The following is a 15,400-nucleotide window of genomic DNA, read 5'->3' on the forward strand; positions in this document are numbered from 1 at the left end:
ATAAAAATGGCGGACATTAAACCAGCTGAAATATCAGCGATTTTAAAGAAACAATTATCTGGATTTAGCTCTGAGGCTTCTTTAGAAGAAGTGGGTACAGTACTAGAAGTAGGAGATGGAGTTGCTCGTGTTTACGGGTTGACAAATGCGGAGTACGGAGAGCTAGTTGTATTAGACAACGGATTAGAAGCAATGGTACAAAACTTAGAAGCAGATAATGTAGGTATTGTATTGTTAGGTTCTTCTGTTGGTGTAAATGAAGGTACAACTGTAAAAAGAACAGGTCGTATCGCTTCTCTACGAGTAGGAGAGAAAATGGTAGGACGTGTTGTAAATACGTTAGGATTGCCAATTGATGGTAAAGGCCCTATCGAAGGTGATTTATATGAAATGCCATTGGAGCGTAAAGCACCAGGTGTTATCTACCGTCAACCGGTAACTGAACCTCTACAAACGGGTATTAAAGCAATTGATGCTATGATTCCTGTCGGACGTGGACAACGTGAGTTAGTTATTGGTGACCGTCAAACTGGAAAAACAACGGTTTGTATCGATACAATTCTTAATCAAAAAGAATTTTATGATGCAGGTCAACCTGTTTATTGTATCTATGTTGCTATTGGTCAAAAAGCTTCAACTGTGGCTGCTATTGCAAAAACATTAGAAGAAAAAGGAGCAATGGATTATACAATCATTGTTGCGGCTAACGCATCAGATCCTGCGCCAATGCAAGTTTATTCTGCTATGGCAGGTGCTGCTATTGGAGAGTATTTCCGCGATACAGGTCGTCCAGCATTGATTATTTATGATGATTTATCTAAACAAGCAGTTGCTTACCGTGAGATGTCTTTGATTTTAAGAAGACCACCGGGACGTGAGGCTTACCCTGGAGACGTTTTCTACCTTCACTCAAGATTGTTAGAAAGAGCAGCTCGTATTATTGGAGATGATGATATCGCTAGAAACATGAACGACTTACCAGAGTCAATTAAACCATTCGTTAAAGGTGGTGGTTCATTAACAGCTTTACCTATCATTGAAACACAAGCGGGTGACGTTTCTGCTTATATTCCAACAAACGTAATTTCGATTACAGATGGACAGATTTTCTTAGAGTCTGATTTATTCAACTCAGGGGTACGTCCTGCAATTAACGTAGGTATTTCTGTATCTCGTGTTGGAGGTTCTGCTCAAATTAAATCAATGAAAAAAGTAGCAGGTACTTTAAAATTGGACCAAGCTCAATTCCGTGAATTAGAAGCATTCGCGAAATTTGGTTCTGATCTAGATGCAGCTACGATGAATGTTATTTCAAAAGGACAAAGAAACGTTGAAATCTTAAAACAAGCAGTAAACGATCCTTGTACAGTTGAAGATCAAGTAGCAATTATTTATGCGGGATCTAAAAACTTATTGAGAAATGTTCCTGTAAACAAAGTAAAAGAGTTTGAGAATGATTTCTTAGCAGCTCTTAACTCGCGTCACAGAGATGTTTTAGATCAATTGAAAGTAGGTAAATTCGGAGACGAACAAACTAGCGTTTTAGAGAAAGTAGCTAAAGAATTAGCTTCAAAATATTAAGAATTTTTTGAAAGAGTATAGGCTTATCTAAAGCTTATTCTCTTTCTGAATTATATACGTTTTTAAATGGCAAATCTTAAAGAAATACGCAATAGGATTTCTTCTATTGGATCTACAATGCAGATTACTTCTGCGATGAAAATGGTATCTGCGGCAAAATTGAAAAAAGCAACAGATACGATTACTGCTATGCGTCCTTATTCAGAGAAGCTAACTGAGATTATTCAAAATGTTAGTTCTACTTTAGAAGGAGAGAATTCAGGTGTATATTCGCAAGTTAGAGAGGTAAAAAATGTATTGTTTATTGCAGTAACTTCAAATAGAGGGTTATGTGGTGGTTTCAATGCTAACATTATTAAGCAAATTAATATATTAGCGAATACGAGTTACAAAGGAACAAAGATTAGTGTATTGACGATTGGAAAGAAAGGAAATGATATCCTTAAGAAATCTTTTAACATAGTTGATAATCAAAGTTCTTTATATGATCATTTCGATTTCGAACATACAGCTGTAATTGCTGAACATGTTATGGATGCTTTCGTGAATGAGAAATATGATTCTATTCAAATTATATACAATCAGTTTAAGAATGCAGCTACACAACTTGTTGTTACGGAGCAATTTTTGCCATTATTGCCAATAGAAACTGATGCAGCTGCAGCACCATCTGATTATATTTATGAGCCTTCCAAAGAGGAAATCATAGAAACGCTAATTCCTTTGTCGTTAAAAACGCAATTGTTTAAAGCTATCGCTGACTCTGTAGCTTCAGAACACGGTGCTCGTATGACGGCGATGCACAAAGCAACAGATAATGCGAAGGAATTGAGAAACGACTTGAAATTAAGTTATAATAAAGCACGTCAGGCGGCGATTACAAATGAAATTTTAGAGATTGTTGGAGGTGCAGAAGCATTGAACAACTAATCACAATTGACTATACTTTTAAAAGGTGTCCTTAGGGGCGCCTTTTTTGTTTTAGGACAGTTTTAGGCGTTGTTTTACTAATTTGTATATTTCTCGATGTCAAAAGTAAAAAAGGTTTTTAAACCAGCTAATAACAAGAAAATAGGCGGCGTTTACTGTTTTGTTCGATTGCTAAAAGAGAATTTATTACCTTAAAGGTTTGTTGGTTCTGTCTATAACTAAAAAAAGCTCGGACAGGCCGAGCTTTTTAATTGTATCAATAGGATTTGTTATTCAAAATAAATACTGTCAATTAACAACTCGTACGCTGAATCTTTTCCTGTTTTAAGTGCAAATACATCCCCACTGCCTGTGGTATTGTATTCAGTAGCAGATAAATCTAAGGTAAGTTTCACCCACTGATTTCCGGTGTTAATTGTACCTGTATACTGGTTACTAGTAAATTTAGTAAGAGTTAAATTTGAGCTAGCTACTATTCCTGCATTAAACGGATCAAAACCAGAAGCTTTATGTACATTGAATGAAAGTGATTTGGCTGCTGCAGTTCCTTTTACCCAAACAACTAGTTTTGTTTTTCCCGCAGGAACTTGTTTGTTGGTTACCACAAATACAAAATCATTCGCAGTTGGGGTGCCTGAAATTTTTAGGGCGTCCTTTCCATTTCTTCCTTGTCCTGGTGCGTGTGTAGCATAGGGTTTCAATCCTATAGTAGTTAAGTTTGCCGTGAAAGAGCTCCAATCGTTGAAGTTAGTAACAAAATCTTGAGCCCCTGGTTCTGGATCAACAGGATCAGTACCTCCGTCCTCTACGGGAGTTCCATCTTCAAAGCGAATCTCATCGATAACTAAATCATAGTCAGCTTCACCTCCGTTTCTAAAGCCAATAAAGGTTCCCGTGCCTGCTTTGTGATAATCTCCGTTTAAAGAGCTTAAATCAAGTGTTACCTTAACCCATTTATCGTTCGTATTAATAGCTCCACTATAATTGTTAGTTGTATTGCCTGAAGGGACATTATTAAACTCCGTTTCTGTCATATTAGGTTGAATAGTCTTATTTGCGGTTAAGTTTTCGATGTTATACGCATAATAATTTACTCCGTTCGCTTTATGGATGTTAACAGATAAGGATTTAGCTGAAGTTCCTTTTACTAAAAAAGAAATTTTGGTTGCATCCGTAGGCATTTTGACTTTTTCTACAGAGAATAAAAACCCATTTTTAGCTCTTCGCCCTTGAACAGCGAGCCCAGTAGAATTATTCCACCCTTTTCCTTCAGCTTTTTTAGCCATAGCATCACTCAACGCATTATTGAAGATTACACGCAAGAATCCATCCCAATCTTCAAAATCAGCTCCTGGGAAAGCTAAGAATTTACCTAAAGTAATATCCTCTTCTCCTGGATCAACTGGAGTATCACCAAAAGGTTGCTCTGTTAGGTTGATATCTTCTAACGTACGTGGGTAGAATTGAAGTGTAGTGCCAAATACGTCTACAATACCAGTTATTCTTCCACTGTATTTTGTGATTTCGTAAGGCACAAAATCTTGAGAGTACTTGCTTGTTCTAATGAAAAAACTATTGTTTTTTGCATCTACCATCTCTCTTAAGGTTTGACCCTGTGTATCTGTATCTTTCTCGTCATACAGTTTTTTTCCAATTAGATTGCGGTTGAACTGTACACCTGTAACAGTTACAAGTTTACCTTTCAAATCTGCTGCGTTGTTCTTTAATTCCTCAAGTGTAACAACATTGATGTATTTATTGATATCTTCAGGCTTACAAGACTTACTTACATATTTTACAACCGATCCTTTAGGAATCGTTCCGGTGTATTTGTTCCCGCTTGCCGTTGTGTGAATTCCACCACCAATGTTTAATAAACCAAAGCTATTGTTGAAGTATAAACCACCTAACTTCACGTAAACAGTTGTTCCAGGAGGGTATAGGGCAAAAGAAGCGCTATTTTCTATATTAATGATCGCTACTTTTTGTGTTTTTTTGTCAACAATATGTAGTTTGTTGTGAAAGTTTCCGCCTTTATCACTCGATACTACAACCCCTTCGATAATATCTTTGGGATCCTTACTATACGGTTTTACAGTCTCTTCTGCTAGTAAATATACTTCATCAATGGTAATGTTCCCTTTCCATTGAGGTTCATCACATCCTAGAGTAGGAACCGAGAAGTCGTCGTTTTTCGCACAACTCGAAAGCAATAGCCCCGTAAGTGCTGTAAAAAATATTGATTTAAATAGTGTTTTCATAATTAAAAGGAATTAGAAGTTGTAATAAACATTTACAAAAAAGTTACGACCATATCCGTAAAAGTACTTGTTGCCAAAGGGATTGTATGGACCATTGTTGCGCGCTACTTCTTGCGCGTAATTTCCATTTCTTGCTTGTTCAAATCCTCCTGTTTTGTATTCTTTATTAAATACATTATTAATAGACGCAAAGAATCCGATGGTATTTCGGTTTGCCAATCGCCAAGATTTCCCTCCTGTAATATTTACAATGGTGAAATCAGCCAATTTCTCTTGTTTTAAGATGTCGTGTAGTTTGTCATCTGTTAAATCTGAAAAAGGTTGGCCTGGTGTTTCAGGATTTAGTACAAAGTTGCGGGTTCTGCGTATCGCAGATACATCCGTATAGGCATCCGCCATATAGTTTAGATTTGCACCAATATACCAGAATTTAGGGTCTCTATATTCTAAACCAATCGATAAGGCCGTTTGTGGTCCATTTGAAAGCTTGTATTTATTTAAGGCAGTTTCGCCATAATCAAAAGTTTTAGCTAAATTATCGGAAGACAAATTGACATTGGGATTACTAGTATAAAAGGCTTGTCCTAGGGCCGCAGCAGCTGTCGCTTTTAGAGTGGATGTGATTTGGTATTCTGCACCAAGTTCAAAGCCTAATTGTCTTTTGTCTACTCCTGTTAAAATTTCAGATACAAAACTACTTCCGTCATTGTAAAGCTCTCCGTTTTCATCCAAAAGACCAACGCCGTTAGCAAAATAAAAGTTAATTTCTGTACTATTTTTAATTTCTGAAATATAGCCTGTAACTCTTGCTTTTAATTTAGGTGTACGTAAAATATAGCTACCATCTATACTAAAAATATCTTCTTTTTGAATATCGGGTACAATGAAATTGTTTACTCTAACATTGGCAAATGTATTTTTGATAGAAGGAGCTTGATTGTAATACGCTATATTCAAATCAAGGGCGTGTTTACTTGTAATGTGATACGTAGCCCCACCTTTAAAACCAAAGTTTACAAAATCTATATACCCACTTTTTCCATATGAATGATCCATATAAATTGGATTTTTGTATAATCCCTCTCTTTCATAGTTGGTATAACCAATGTTTTGAGAAAGGTAAAAATCGAACTTATCATAATCGAAAACAAATTGGGTGAAAACATCAAGAATATCTGCATTTAACTTGTAATTATAGCCAAATTTATCCCCTTCTTTTACGATTCGGTTTGGGTTATTAGCATCCTTATCTTGTAAAGGACCATTTTCTTGATACGTATCTTTATCTTCATAGTACCATCCTCCTAATAAATCAACCAATTTTTGGTAGTTACTAGAGATAAGCTTTCTGTAATTTACCCCTGCGTCAAAGGTGATATTACTATCTAACTTTGTTTTGAATGCAGAATTAAAAGAAAATATTTTTTCTTGTTGTCTGTCTTCGTATAAAACAATTTTGCTTCGACCGTCAAATTGAGTGTTAATATTGTAAATATTGCCCCAATCTATTTGGCCACCGTTGCGAAAACTTTCTCTGTTGGCATCGGCACTATTTAATAGTGATACTGTTTTTGATTTAAATGGATCGCCTTCAGGTATATTTTTGAACTCAGCGGGTGACATTCCCCAATATTGAGCATCAATTTGCGATAAATAATTACTTGGTAAATTTTTGTAGTGGGCTGGATCTGGATTTTGGTTGTCTTGATAACCCAAGCGGCTATCTGCAATATGACCAAACTGATAAGACGCTGTAGAAGTTAGCGTACTAGTTTCACTTAGGTTCCAGTAGTGCGTTAGCATAAAGATAGGTTGTTCAATCTCTCTATAACGAGAGTTTCTCTTGTCTCCTTCTTGCCATCCCCAATACGAATTGTATTTAAAGCCTTTGATATCGGCTTGTTCTTGTGTGATTGGCGAGTTCTTTGCTCGTTTGTTTTTAGCGTAAATAGCAGAAAAGTTAAGACTGTGATCGTCGTTAAATTTTTTTTCTACAGCAGCAAAGAATGAAAGCGCATCGTAATTACTACCTTCCCAATATCCTTCTTTAGCGCCTCGGTATGAACCTGCTACTGAATACGCCCATCCATTTTTATTCAATCCAGAAGAATGGATGAAGGTTGGACGCCACGTATAGTTGGTGTTTGAACCAGAAAAACCAATACGAGATCCTTTTCTTAGATGGGAAGCTCGGGTAGAAATGGCTTGGGTTCCCAAAATGCCCCCAAACGTATAATCGGAAGGTGTTGATCCCGATGAAAACTCTTGGTTTCTCATCGCATCATTTAATCCACCCCAATTTCCGAATTGTGGTCGGCCATCCAAGACGCGGTTCATCACAATTCCGTTGATTAACGTTTTTCCATACTCGTTGTTCAATCCGCGTACTCTAAAGAACGATTGTCCCCAGTTGAAAGCGGCAACTTGCTGGAACGGATCTTTCGTTGCTTGTAATAATCCAGATGAAGTATCCGAACCGGAATTGTCATCGCTAAGATCATTTTCAGTCAAGGTAATAAAGCCAATTTGTGCTTGTGTTACCAAATCTTCTTCTATGAAAATCTCTCCTAAATCAATGGTTTGATTAGTTTCTGAGTCAATCGGAAACTGTTGACTGAGAAATCCTGGATAGGATATGACAACAATTTGGCTTCCTGATTGATTGTTTTCAAGAATAAAGATTCCTTCACCGTTAGTTAAAGTGGAAATGTTCGTGCCAACAACTCTTGCAACTACCGCATTGATAGGTGCCCGTGACTTGGCGTCGAGTACTTTCCCTTTAATTTCGTGATTGCTTTGTGCAAACGTAAACGTCGATGTAGCATAAAGCAAAACAAATAAAAGTTTCCTCATAAGTGCTAGTATATATTAAAGTGCTAATGCAAAAAGTTAGTATACTTTTCACATAACAAAGTTAATTTTTTAAGCTAAAATATGCTATTTTTGTAGGTAGTATTTTCAATACATTACAGTAACTTAATAGTAATATGGTGAAAAAAATAGTTTTGATTTTGTTTTGTGTGTGGTTTAGTGTTTCTAGCGCACAAGAAAAAAAATATCAAGTTCACACAATAGCCTTCTATAATTGTGAGAATCTGTTTGATACGATTCGTGATCCTAAGATTTATGACGAAGAATGGACGCCTAATGGCGCTCAAGCTTGGACAAAAAAGAAGTATGAAAAAAAGATCGAGAACCTAACACGCGTGATGTCGCAAATAGGCACAGATGAAAATCAGTTTATGCCAACAATTATTGGTTTGGCAGAGGTTGAAAATAGAGGCGTATTGGAAGATTTGATTCGTGCCCCAGCTATGGTGCCTGGTACTTATGATATAGTACACTACGATTCTCCAGATCGCCGTGGCATCGATGTTGGATTATTATACAATAAAAAGCATTTTGTGCCAACTAGTACTTCAAAGCACGCCTTGTATATTTACGATCAAAACAAGAAATCAAAAGGAACGGACAATTCTGCAAAACGCATTTATACCCGTGATCAATTATTAGTTACAGGGCTGTTAGATGGAGAGGAAGTGCATTTTATTGTCAACCACTGGCCATCAAGAGTAGGTGGAGAGAAGGCAAGTAGCCCAAATAGAGAAGCTGCAGCTGCGTTAAATGTAAAAATCATCGATTCTTTGCAAACAATTAATCCAAAGGCCAAAGTGATTACGATGGGCGATATGAATGATGGGCCTTATAATAACAGTATTAAAAAAGTATTACAAGCAGAAGGAGATAAAAATGAGGTAAAACCACAAGGCATTTTTAATCCTATGGAAAAAATGTCCAAAGAGGGGTTAGGAACCTTGGCCTACCGTGATGCTTGGGATATATTTGATCAAATGTTGCTGACAGAAGCGTATTTACAAGAAGGATATGATTCATGGAAATTTTGGAAAGCTCGCATATTTAAAAAACCGTTTATGGTACAATCCGCTGGACAATACAAGGGATATCCTTTGAGAAATAGCAATAGTGAACCTGGTTTTAGTGACCACTTTCCCGTGTATATATATTTAGTAAAAGAACAACAATAAGAGAAGAAGAGAGTGCCCAAAAGGATACTCTCTTTTTTTTGGTTGAAAAGGAGGTTTATTCTATAGAACTGTTATCCTCAAATCGAATTTCATCAACTACTAAATTGTAGTCACTAGCAATGGTTTTTGTTTTTCCCCCAAAGCGAAACGTTAGTAAATCGCCTTGTCCTGATGTATTGTAATCAAAACCTTGTAGGTGTAGAATGATTTTAATCCATGCACCCTTCGTGTCAATAGTACCCTTGTATAGGTTGGTTGAGCCGGTAGAGAAAATAATTTTACTTTGTTCGATATTTTCTAGGTTAAAAGCAATAGATGCCCCAGTCGCATCATATACATTGATGGATAAAGATCTTGCGCTTGCTGTGCCTTTCAATAAGAATGAAATAGCAGTAGCATCTGGGGGCACTTGGATATTAGTTACAGTAAATGCATTATCTGTTTTAGTAGGTGAACCTCGAAAAGCCAATCCCGTCGAAGTGTTCCAACCTTCGCCAGGAGCTTGGGTGGCAAATTTTACACCACTTCGATTTAGAGAAGAGATAAAGTCTGTCCAATTTTCAAAGTCGGATCCTGGAAATGCCATTTCTTTTCCGGGTTCTACGGGAATTGCTTCGGTTGTTTCCGGATCTACTGAAGTATCTGCAAAGGAACTTTGATCTAGTTTTAAATCGGCTAAGGTTCTAGGATAAAACTGAATCTGTGTATTGAATGGATCCGCGATACCTGTTACTGTACCTGCGTTTTCTGTTATACTATAATCAACAAAATCTTTGGTTAACTTGCCCGTTCGAATATAGAAACTATGGCCTTGTTGGTCAACCATTTTTCTGAGGGTATAACCCTGTGCATCGACTTCTTTAGGGTCATAGAGTTTTTTGCCAATTAAACGGCGATCAAATTGGACGTTTTGTATCGTTACTAATTTACCCACATATTTTTCGATATTGTTTTTTAATTCTTCAAGCGTTAGAAGTGTGTTGTATGGTTCAAAATTAGCCACAGGATTACAGTATTTCTGGATGTGTTTGGCAAGGGCGTTTTTAGCTATACTACCGATGTACTTTTTGCCTTTGGAAGAGGTGTAAATACCACCGCCAAGGTTTAATTTACCATAACTGTATGTGCAATATAAACCGCCTAATTGGAGGAGAATTTTTGTTCCGGGTGGATATTCCGTAAAGGATGCCGCCATTTCTAGATTGACAACAACAGGGAGTTGCGTTTCGGCATCTACAAGATATAATTTATTGTAAAAATTACCTCCTTGGTCACTAGATACAACGATGCCCATCAAGACATCCTCTTCATTACCCGGATAGAGTTGAATGAATTCATTGGCTAAATGGTAAATTTTTTCGATTGGTGTATTGGGTTCAAGAACTGGATCAGAGCAGTCGAGGGAGGGAATGGAAAAGTCATCATTGTTGGCGCAGTTTACAGCGAGTAAACTCACTAAACTAGCATAAACTAGGGATTGTAGTGCTGTTTTCATAGGAATCAGATTAAAAATTATAATACGCTTGAAAAAAAAAATTACGTCCATACCCATACCAATATTTATTGCCAAAAAGAGTATGGTTGTTTTTAGTTCTTTCCGCTTCTTGTGCATAGGTTGCATTTCGCGCTTGTTCAAATCCACCAGTTCGATAGGATACCTGAAGCAAATTTTGCAATGAGATTAAAAGTCCAAGTATAGAGCGATTATGTAATCGCCACGATTTGCCTCCTGAAATAGATAATAACGGAAAAGCAGGAAGTTTTTCTTGTTTTAAAATGCGCCGTAGTTCATCTGCGGTAAGAGTATTAAAAGGATGATGCGATTTTTCTGGATCGAGTATAAAGTTTTCCGTTCTTTTTAATGCAGAGACACTCACATAAGCATCTGCAAAATAATTTAGTGTTGCATTGATAAACCAAAAGGCGGGCGCTTTGTATTCTATACCTAAGGATAGAGCTGTTTGAGGACCATTAGATACTTTGTATCGATTGAGCCTTGTTTGTCCATAATCTAGGGGTTTGCGCAACGTATTATTACTTAAATAAAGCAGTGGATTGTTGTTGTAATAGGCTTGTCCTAAGCTTGTTGCGGTGTTTATTTTTATCGTTGGAGTTAATTGATAGGTTGCACCCCATTCAAGGCCTATATGCCGTTTGTGGATTGGGGTTATTATTTCAGCTACAAATGCGCCTTTTGCATCACTAATAGCTATCCCTTCCGTATAATAGAAATTGATTTGGGAGCTATTTCTGATTTCAGTAAAATAACCCGTTAAACGCGTTTGTAAACGCGAGGAGCGGAAACGATAACTTCCATCGATACTAAAAATAGTCTCTTGTTTGAGCTGCGGAAGGATTGTATTGTTAATTCGAGGGTTTATAAAGGTATTTTGGATAGAAGGCGCTTGATTGTAATAGGCAATAGAACTTTGTATTAGATGTTTACCAGAAATATAATAGGTAAAACCGCCTTTCAAGCCAATTGTATTGAAAGTAATAGGTTCACTTTTCCCTAGCGACTGTGTAGCGTAAAGTGGGTTTTTGTACAAACCATCTCTTTGATAGGATGTATAATTTAAACGTTCAGCAACATAAAAGTCAAACTGATTATACGTAAATACAAACTGAGTGAATACATCCAGGACATCAGAAAAAATGGAATAGTTATACCCATATTTGTCTCCTACATAAACGGATCTATTTGGATGATTCAAATCGCTATCTTGAAAAGGTAGAGGTTCAAAAGTATCGATGTCTTTGTAGTAGCTTCCTCCTAATAAGTCAATAACTTTTTTAAAATTGGACGATGTAAGTTTACGATAATTTACTCCTATATCTAACGTAATATGATCCGTCAATGAAGCATTGAATGTTGTATTAAATGAAAATATTTGATCTTCTTGTCGGTCTTCATATAGGATGATTTTACTTTGCTCATTAAAGCTTTTATTTTTTTTGTAGATATCCGACCAATTAATTTGTCCTCCTTGAGCGAAATGGATTTGTGCTTCATTGGCTTGGGCTAGGCTACCCAAAGTGGCAATTTTAAAAGGATCATCATTTGGTAAGGCATTGAACGCCTCGGGAGGCATTTGCCAATATTGCAATTCAATTTGATTGAGATAATAACTAGGTGAATTTTTGTAATAAGCGGGATCTGGATTGAGATTGTCTTGATAATCCAATCGGCTATTGGCTAGATAGCCCAATTGATACCCAACGGTTGTCGTTAAATTACTCCTTCCTCCGAAGTTCCAATAATGGGTCAACATCAGCAGAGGCTCATTGATCTCTTTGTAGCGTGCATTGCGTTTTTTTCCCTCTTGCCATCCCCAATATGAGTTATAAGTAGGCCCTTTTAAGTCCGTTTGTTCGGTAGTATTAGATGAATTCTTGGCACGTTTATTTTTAGCGTAAATACCAGTTAAATTCAGACTGTGTTTTTCATTTATTTTTCTTTCAACCGCAATAAAAAAGGACAAAGCATCGTAGTTGGTTCCTTGCCAATACCCTTCTTTTGCTCCTCGATACGACCCTGAGATAGAATAAGCCCAATTGTTGGGCTGTAGCCCAGAGGAATGGCTAAAAAAGGGGCGCCAATTGTAGTTGGTATTTGCACCAGAAAAGCCAATTCTCGTCCCCTTTCTCAAATGTGAAGCCCTTGTCGAGATGGATTGCGTTCCTAAAATACCACCAAACGTATCACTGGAAGGGGATGACCCTAGAGAAGAAGTCTGATTTCTCATCGCATCATTTAATCCACCCCAATTACTCCATTGCGGACGGCCATTGTATAGTTTGTCCATCACGATGCCGTTGATAAGAGTTTTTCCATATCCATTGTCTAGGCCGCGTAAACGATAAAAACTTTGACTCCAAGAATAGGCCGCAGCTTGTTGAAAAGCATCTTTTGTCGCTTGTAATAAACGGGCAGAAGTTTCGGAGTTTAAGTTTTCCTCCTCCAGCTCATTTTCGGTTAAGGCAATTAGACCTAATTGTTCGATAGAAGCGAAGTCTTCCTCTAGTAAAATGGCACCTAAATCGATCGAATTCGCTGCGATACTTTCAATAGCTAATCGTTGGGTTATAAAACCGGAGTATGTAATTTCAATTTCAAAAGACTCAGATTTTTGTGGATATATGGTAAAGAGGCCCTCTGGGTCTGTGGTGATAAATATATTTGTTCCAAGTACTCGAACAACAGCAGCTTCAATAGGTAAACGAGATTTAGCATCAAGAACCTTTCCTTTAAGTTCCTCTTTGTGCTGAGCTAGAATTAAAGTGAAGGGAAATAACAAGAATAAAGTAAGGACTAGTTTTTTCATAAATGACATGGAATTAAAGTACGGGCACAAGTATTGATTTATTTCACATAAAATTAAGTTTTTATTGCGTTATTGTTTAATTATAATTAACTTTATTGAATAAATGATATAAAAATGAATGAAATAGGATATAAATATTTGAAAAAGGTAGTTTTTTTTACACTTCTTTCTATAGGTCATGGAAGAGCACAGGAGAAACAATATCAAATTCGAACGATTGCTTTTTACAATTGTGAAAATTTATTTGACACCCTTCGCAATCCAGAAATTTACGATGGAGATTGGACACCAAATGGCTCGCAGGCTTGGACTAAAAGTAAGTATGAAAAGAAGATTAAAAATTTAGCACTGGTTATGGCGCAAATAGGAAGAGATGAAAATCCGAATAGTCCCACAATTATTGGTGTTGCAGAAGTGGAAAATAGACAAGTTTTAGAAGATTTGATACGTACACCTGTATTGCAAACAGGTGATTATGGGATTGTCCATTTTGATTCCCCCGATAAAAGGGGAATCGATGTAGGCTTGTTATATGCAAAAAAGAACTTTGTTGTTTTTCAGACTTCTATCCATACCCTGTATCTCTATACTTCAGTGGTACAGGATAAGAGGAAAACCAGCAAAGAAAAGCGTATTTATACCAGAGATCAATTACTAGTTTCGGGCTTATTAGATGGGGAGGAAATTCATTTTATTGTCAATCATTGGCCTTCCAGAGTTGGAGGAGAGAAACGCAGCAGCCCTTATAGGGAAGCAGCAGCAGCTTTGAATATGAAAATCATCGATTCTTTGCAAAGGATTAACCCGCAAGCTAAAATTATTACCATGGGTGATATGAATGATGGGCCTTTTAATAGAAGTATAAAAAAAATATTGAAAGTCGAAGGCGAACGGATGAAGGTTCTGCCCCAGGGTTTGTTTAATCCCATGGAGAAAATGGCAAAGCGAGGTTTTGGCACTTTAGCGTATAGAGATGTTTGGGATATTTTTGATCAAGTCATCTTGACGGAGGCTTTTTTACAAGAGGGATATAATTCTTGGAGGTATTGGAAAGCACGCATTTTTCAGAAGCCATTTATGATTCAATCTACAGGTCAATATAAAGGGTATCCGTTGAGAAATAATACGAATGAACCAGGGTTTAGTGATCATTTCCCCGTATATGTTTACCTTATACGAGCAAGATAAAGGGGAGAATAGTAGAGAGAACCTTGAGGTTCACTCTACTTATTGAAAGAGTTTCTCTATAATTTCTTGTCCATAAACTTGAGATATTTTTTGAACAAAGAACTCAAAGCTAAAACTCGCTTCTTGATTCGCTTTGTCAGAGATGGTGCGAATTACACTGCAAGGAATGTTATATTCATAACAGACTTGTGCCACAGCAGCACCTTCCATTTCTACACAAAGTACTTCGGGAAGTGCTTGTTGTAAATTTTCTTTTTGTTGATCCGTTGAAAAAAACTGATCTCCACTGGCAATCGTGCCCAAATATACCTTAGGTTGTTGAATGGCAAATTTGCGCAATTCATCGGCAGCAATTTTGGTGGTTAGAACCTGAGGAGATAGAAAATTTTCAATTTGTCGTAGTACTTGATTCGAACGCAGTTCATTCGTTTCAAAATAGGTTTTGTTAAGTAAGGGAATTTCATATTTAGGACGTAAAGGAGATACATCCATATCATATTGAATGAGATCTTTCGCAACCACTACATCACCCACCTCTATATGAGGAGCAATACCACCTGCAACACCAATAAAAATAATCTCACTTACTCGAAAGTGTAACAATAAAGCAGAGGCCGTCGCTGAAGCAGCTACTTTGCCAATACGCGAATAGACAAGAACTACTTTTTGCTGACCAAGAAAACCTTGGTAATACGTGCGGTTTCCGATGGAATGGGCGGTTTTGTTTTGTAAAACACCTAGTATTCCTTCCACTTCTTGTGGAATAGCTCCCATGATTCCAATTATCTGTTCCTCCATATTGAATTTATATAAGAACCCAAAAGTAGAAATAATTGTTTAATTCAGAAGAGATATTCCAGTAATCATACCTGAATGATCCGAATGCAATATGGAGATACCTTAAACTTACCTGTTTTTTTTTGCTAATATGATAATTATATGGCTTTTTTTTGTTTCTTATAGCTAATAAGAAGGAATTGTGACGATGAAAAAAATCTTGAATCGGCCTATAAAAAAATAGTATCTTTACAGCGAAAATAGAGAAAATAATTCCTTGTTCTTTATGAGG

9 protein-coding genes are annotated in these 15,400 nt (G+C 36.8%); 4 read left to right on the top strand and 5 right to left on the bottom strand.

Features of this window, described 5'->3' with window-relative positions; translation table 11 throughout:
• Positions 1-6 precede the first annotated feature (6 nt).
• Together atpA and atpG are read left to right on the top strand one after the other, a co-directional pair.
• On the top strand, positions 7-1,581 hold the full coding sequence (atpA, locus tag ACMHJ2_RS00820) for a F0F1 ATP synthase subunit alpha (protein WP_413511062.1): 1,575 nt from the start codon (positions 7-9) through the stop codon (positions 1,579-1,581).
• A 66-nt stretch (positions 1,582-1,647) separates the two neighbouring features.
• A complete protein-coding gene (gene atpG, locus ACMHJ2_RS00825; RefSeq protein ID WP_413511063.1) occupies positions 1,648-2,511 on the top strand; it encodes an ATP synthase F1 subunit gamma in 864 nt (287 codons plus the stop codon).
• Positions 2,512-2,780: 269 nt separating this feature from the next.
• Here the strand turns inward: atpG and ACMHJ2_RS00830 are convergent, their stop codons facing one another.
• Both ACMHJ2_RS00830 and ACMHJ2_RS00835 read right to left on the bottom strand, forming a co-directional pair.
• Entirely contained in the window at positions 2,781-4,772 is a 1,992-nt protein-coding gene (locus ACMHJ2_RS00830) for a DUF5689 domain-containing protein (protein ID WP_413511064.1), read from the bottom strand.
• A gap of 12 nt (positions 4,773-4,784) precedes the next feature.
• Positions 4,785-7,625 (bottom strand): carboxypeptidase-like regulatory domain-containing protein, encoded by a 2,841-nt coding sequence (locus ACMHJ2_RS00835; RefSeq protein ID WP_413511065.1) that lies wholly within the window; start codon positions 7,623-7,625, stop codon positions 4,785-4,787.
• Positions 7,626-7,759: 134 nt separating this feature from the next.
• Between ACMHJ2_RS00835 and ACMHJ2_RS00840 the strand changes: the two genes are divergently transcribed.
• Positions 7,760-8,818, top strand: coding sequence for an endonuclease/exonuclease/phosphatase family protein (locus ACMHJ2_RS00840; protein WP_413511066.1), 1,059 nt, complete (start codon positions 7,760-7,762; stop codon positions 8,816-8,818).
• A 55-nt stretch (positions 8,819-8,873) separates the two neighbouring features.
• On the opposite strand, the gene ACMHJ2_RS00845 is transcribed toward ACMHJ2_RS00840, so the two are convergent.
• Positions 8,874-10,313, bottom strand: coding sequence for a DUF5689 domain-containing protein (locus ACMHJ2_RS00845; RefSeq protein WP_413511067.1), 1,440 nt, complete (start codon positions 10,311-10,313; stop codon positions 8,874-8,876).
• A 10-nt stretch (positions 10,314-10,323) separates the two neighbouring features.
• Positions 10,324-13,143 (bottom strand): carboxypeptidase-like regulatory domain-containing protein, encoded by a 2,820-nt coding sequence (locus ACMHJ2_RS00850; protein ID WP_413511068.1) that lies wholly within the window; start codon positions 13,141-13,143, stop codon positions 10,324-10,326.
• A 114-nt stretch (positions 13,144-13,257) separates the two neighbouring features.
• Here ACMHJ2_RS00850 and ACMHJ2_RS00855 point away from each other — a divergent pair, with 114 nt between their 5' ends.
• Complete coding sequence (locus ACMHJ2_RS00855) at positions 13,258-14,331, top strand: endonuclease/exonuclease/phosphatase family protein (RefSeq protein WP_413511069.1); 1,074 nt, start codon at positions 13,258-13,260, stop codon at positions 14,329-14,331.
• 39 nt (positions 14,332-14,370) lie between these two features.
• Here the strand turns inward: ACMHJ2_RS00855 and ACMHJ2_RS00860 are convergent, their stop codons facing one another.
• Complete coding sequence (locus ACMHJ2_RS00860) at positions 14,371-15,129, bottom strand: 5'-methylthioadenosine/adenosylhomocysteine nucleosidase (RefSeq protein ID WP_413511070.1); 759 nt, start codon at positions 15,127-15,129, stop codon at positions 14,371-14,373.
• Positions 15,130-15,400 lie beyond the last annotated feature (271 nt).

The organism is Myroides odoratus (assembly GCF_965118575.1).
Classification (GTDB): domain Bacteria; phylum Bacteroidota; class Bacteroidia; order Flavobacteriales; family Flavobacteriaceae; genus Flavobacterium; species Flavobacterium odoratum_B.

Excerpts from the sequence above, each read along its gene's own strand:
- atpA (WP_413511062.1), top strand. The coding sequence starts at position 7 with ATGGCGGACATTAAACCAGCTGAAATATCAGCGATTTTAAAGAAACAA.
- atpG (WP_413511063.1), top strand. The coding sequence starts at position 1,648 with ATGGCAAATCTTAAAGAAATACGCAATAGGATTTCTTCTATTGGATCT.
- ACMHJ2_RS00830 (WP_413511064.1), bottom strand. The coding sequence starts at position 4,772 with ATGAAAACACTATTTAAATCAATATTTTTTACAGCACTTACGGGGCTA.
- ACMHJ2_RS00835 (WP_413511065.1), bottom strand. The coding sequence starts at position 7,625 with ATGAGGAAACTTTTATTTGTTTTGCTTTATGCTACATCGACGTTTACG.
- ACMHJ2_RS00840 (WP_413511066.1), top strand. The coding sequence starts at position 7,760 with ATGGTGAAAAAAATAGTTTTGATTTTGTTTTGTGTGTGGTTTAGTGTT.
- ACMHJ2_RS00845 (WP_413511067.1), bottom strand. The coding sequence starts at position 10,313 with ATGAAAACAGCACTACAATCCCTAGTTTATGCTAGTTTAGTGAGTTTA.
- ACMHJ2_RS00850 (WP_413511068.1), bottom strand. The coding sequence starts at position 13,143 with ATGAAAAAACTAGTCCTTACTTTATTCTTGTTATTTCCCTTCACTTTA.
- ACMHJ2_RS00855 (WP_413511069.1), top strand. The coding sequence starts at position 13,258 with ATGAATGAAATAGGATATAAATATTTGAAAAAGGTAGTTTTTTTTACA.
- ACMHJ2_RS00860 (WP_413511070.1), bottom strand. The coding sequence starts at position 15,129 with ATGGAGGAACAGATAATTGGAATCATGGGAGCTATTCCACAAGAAGTG.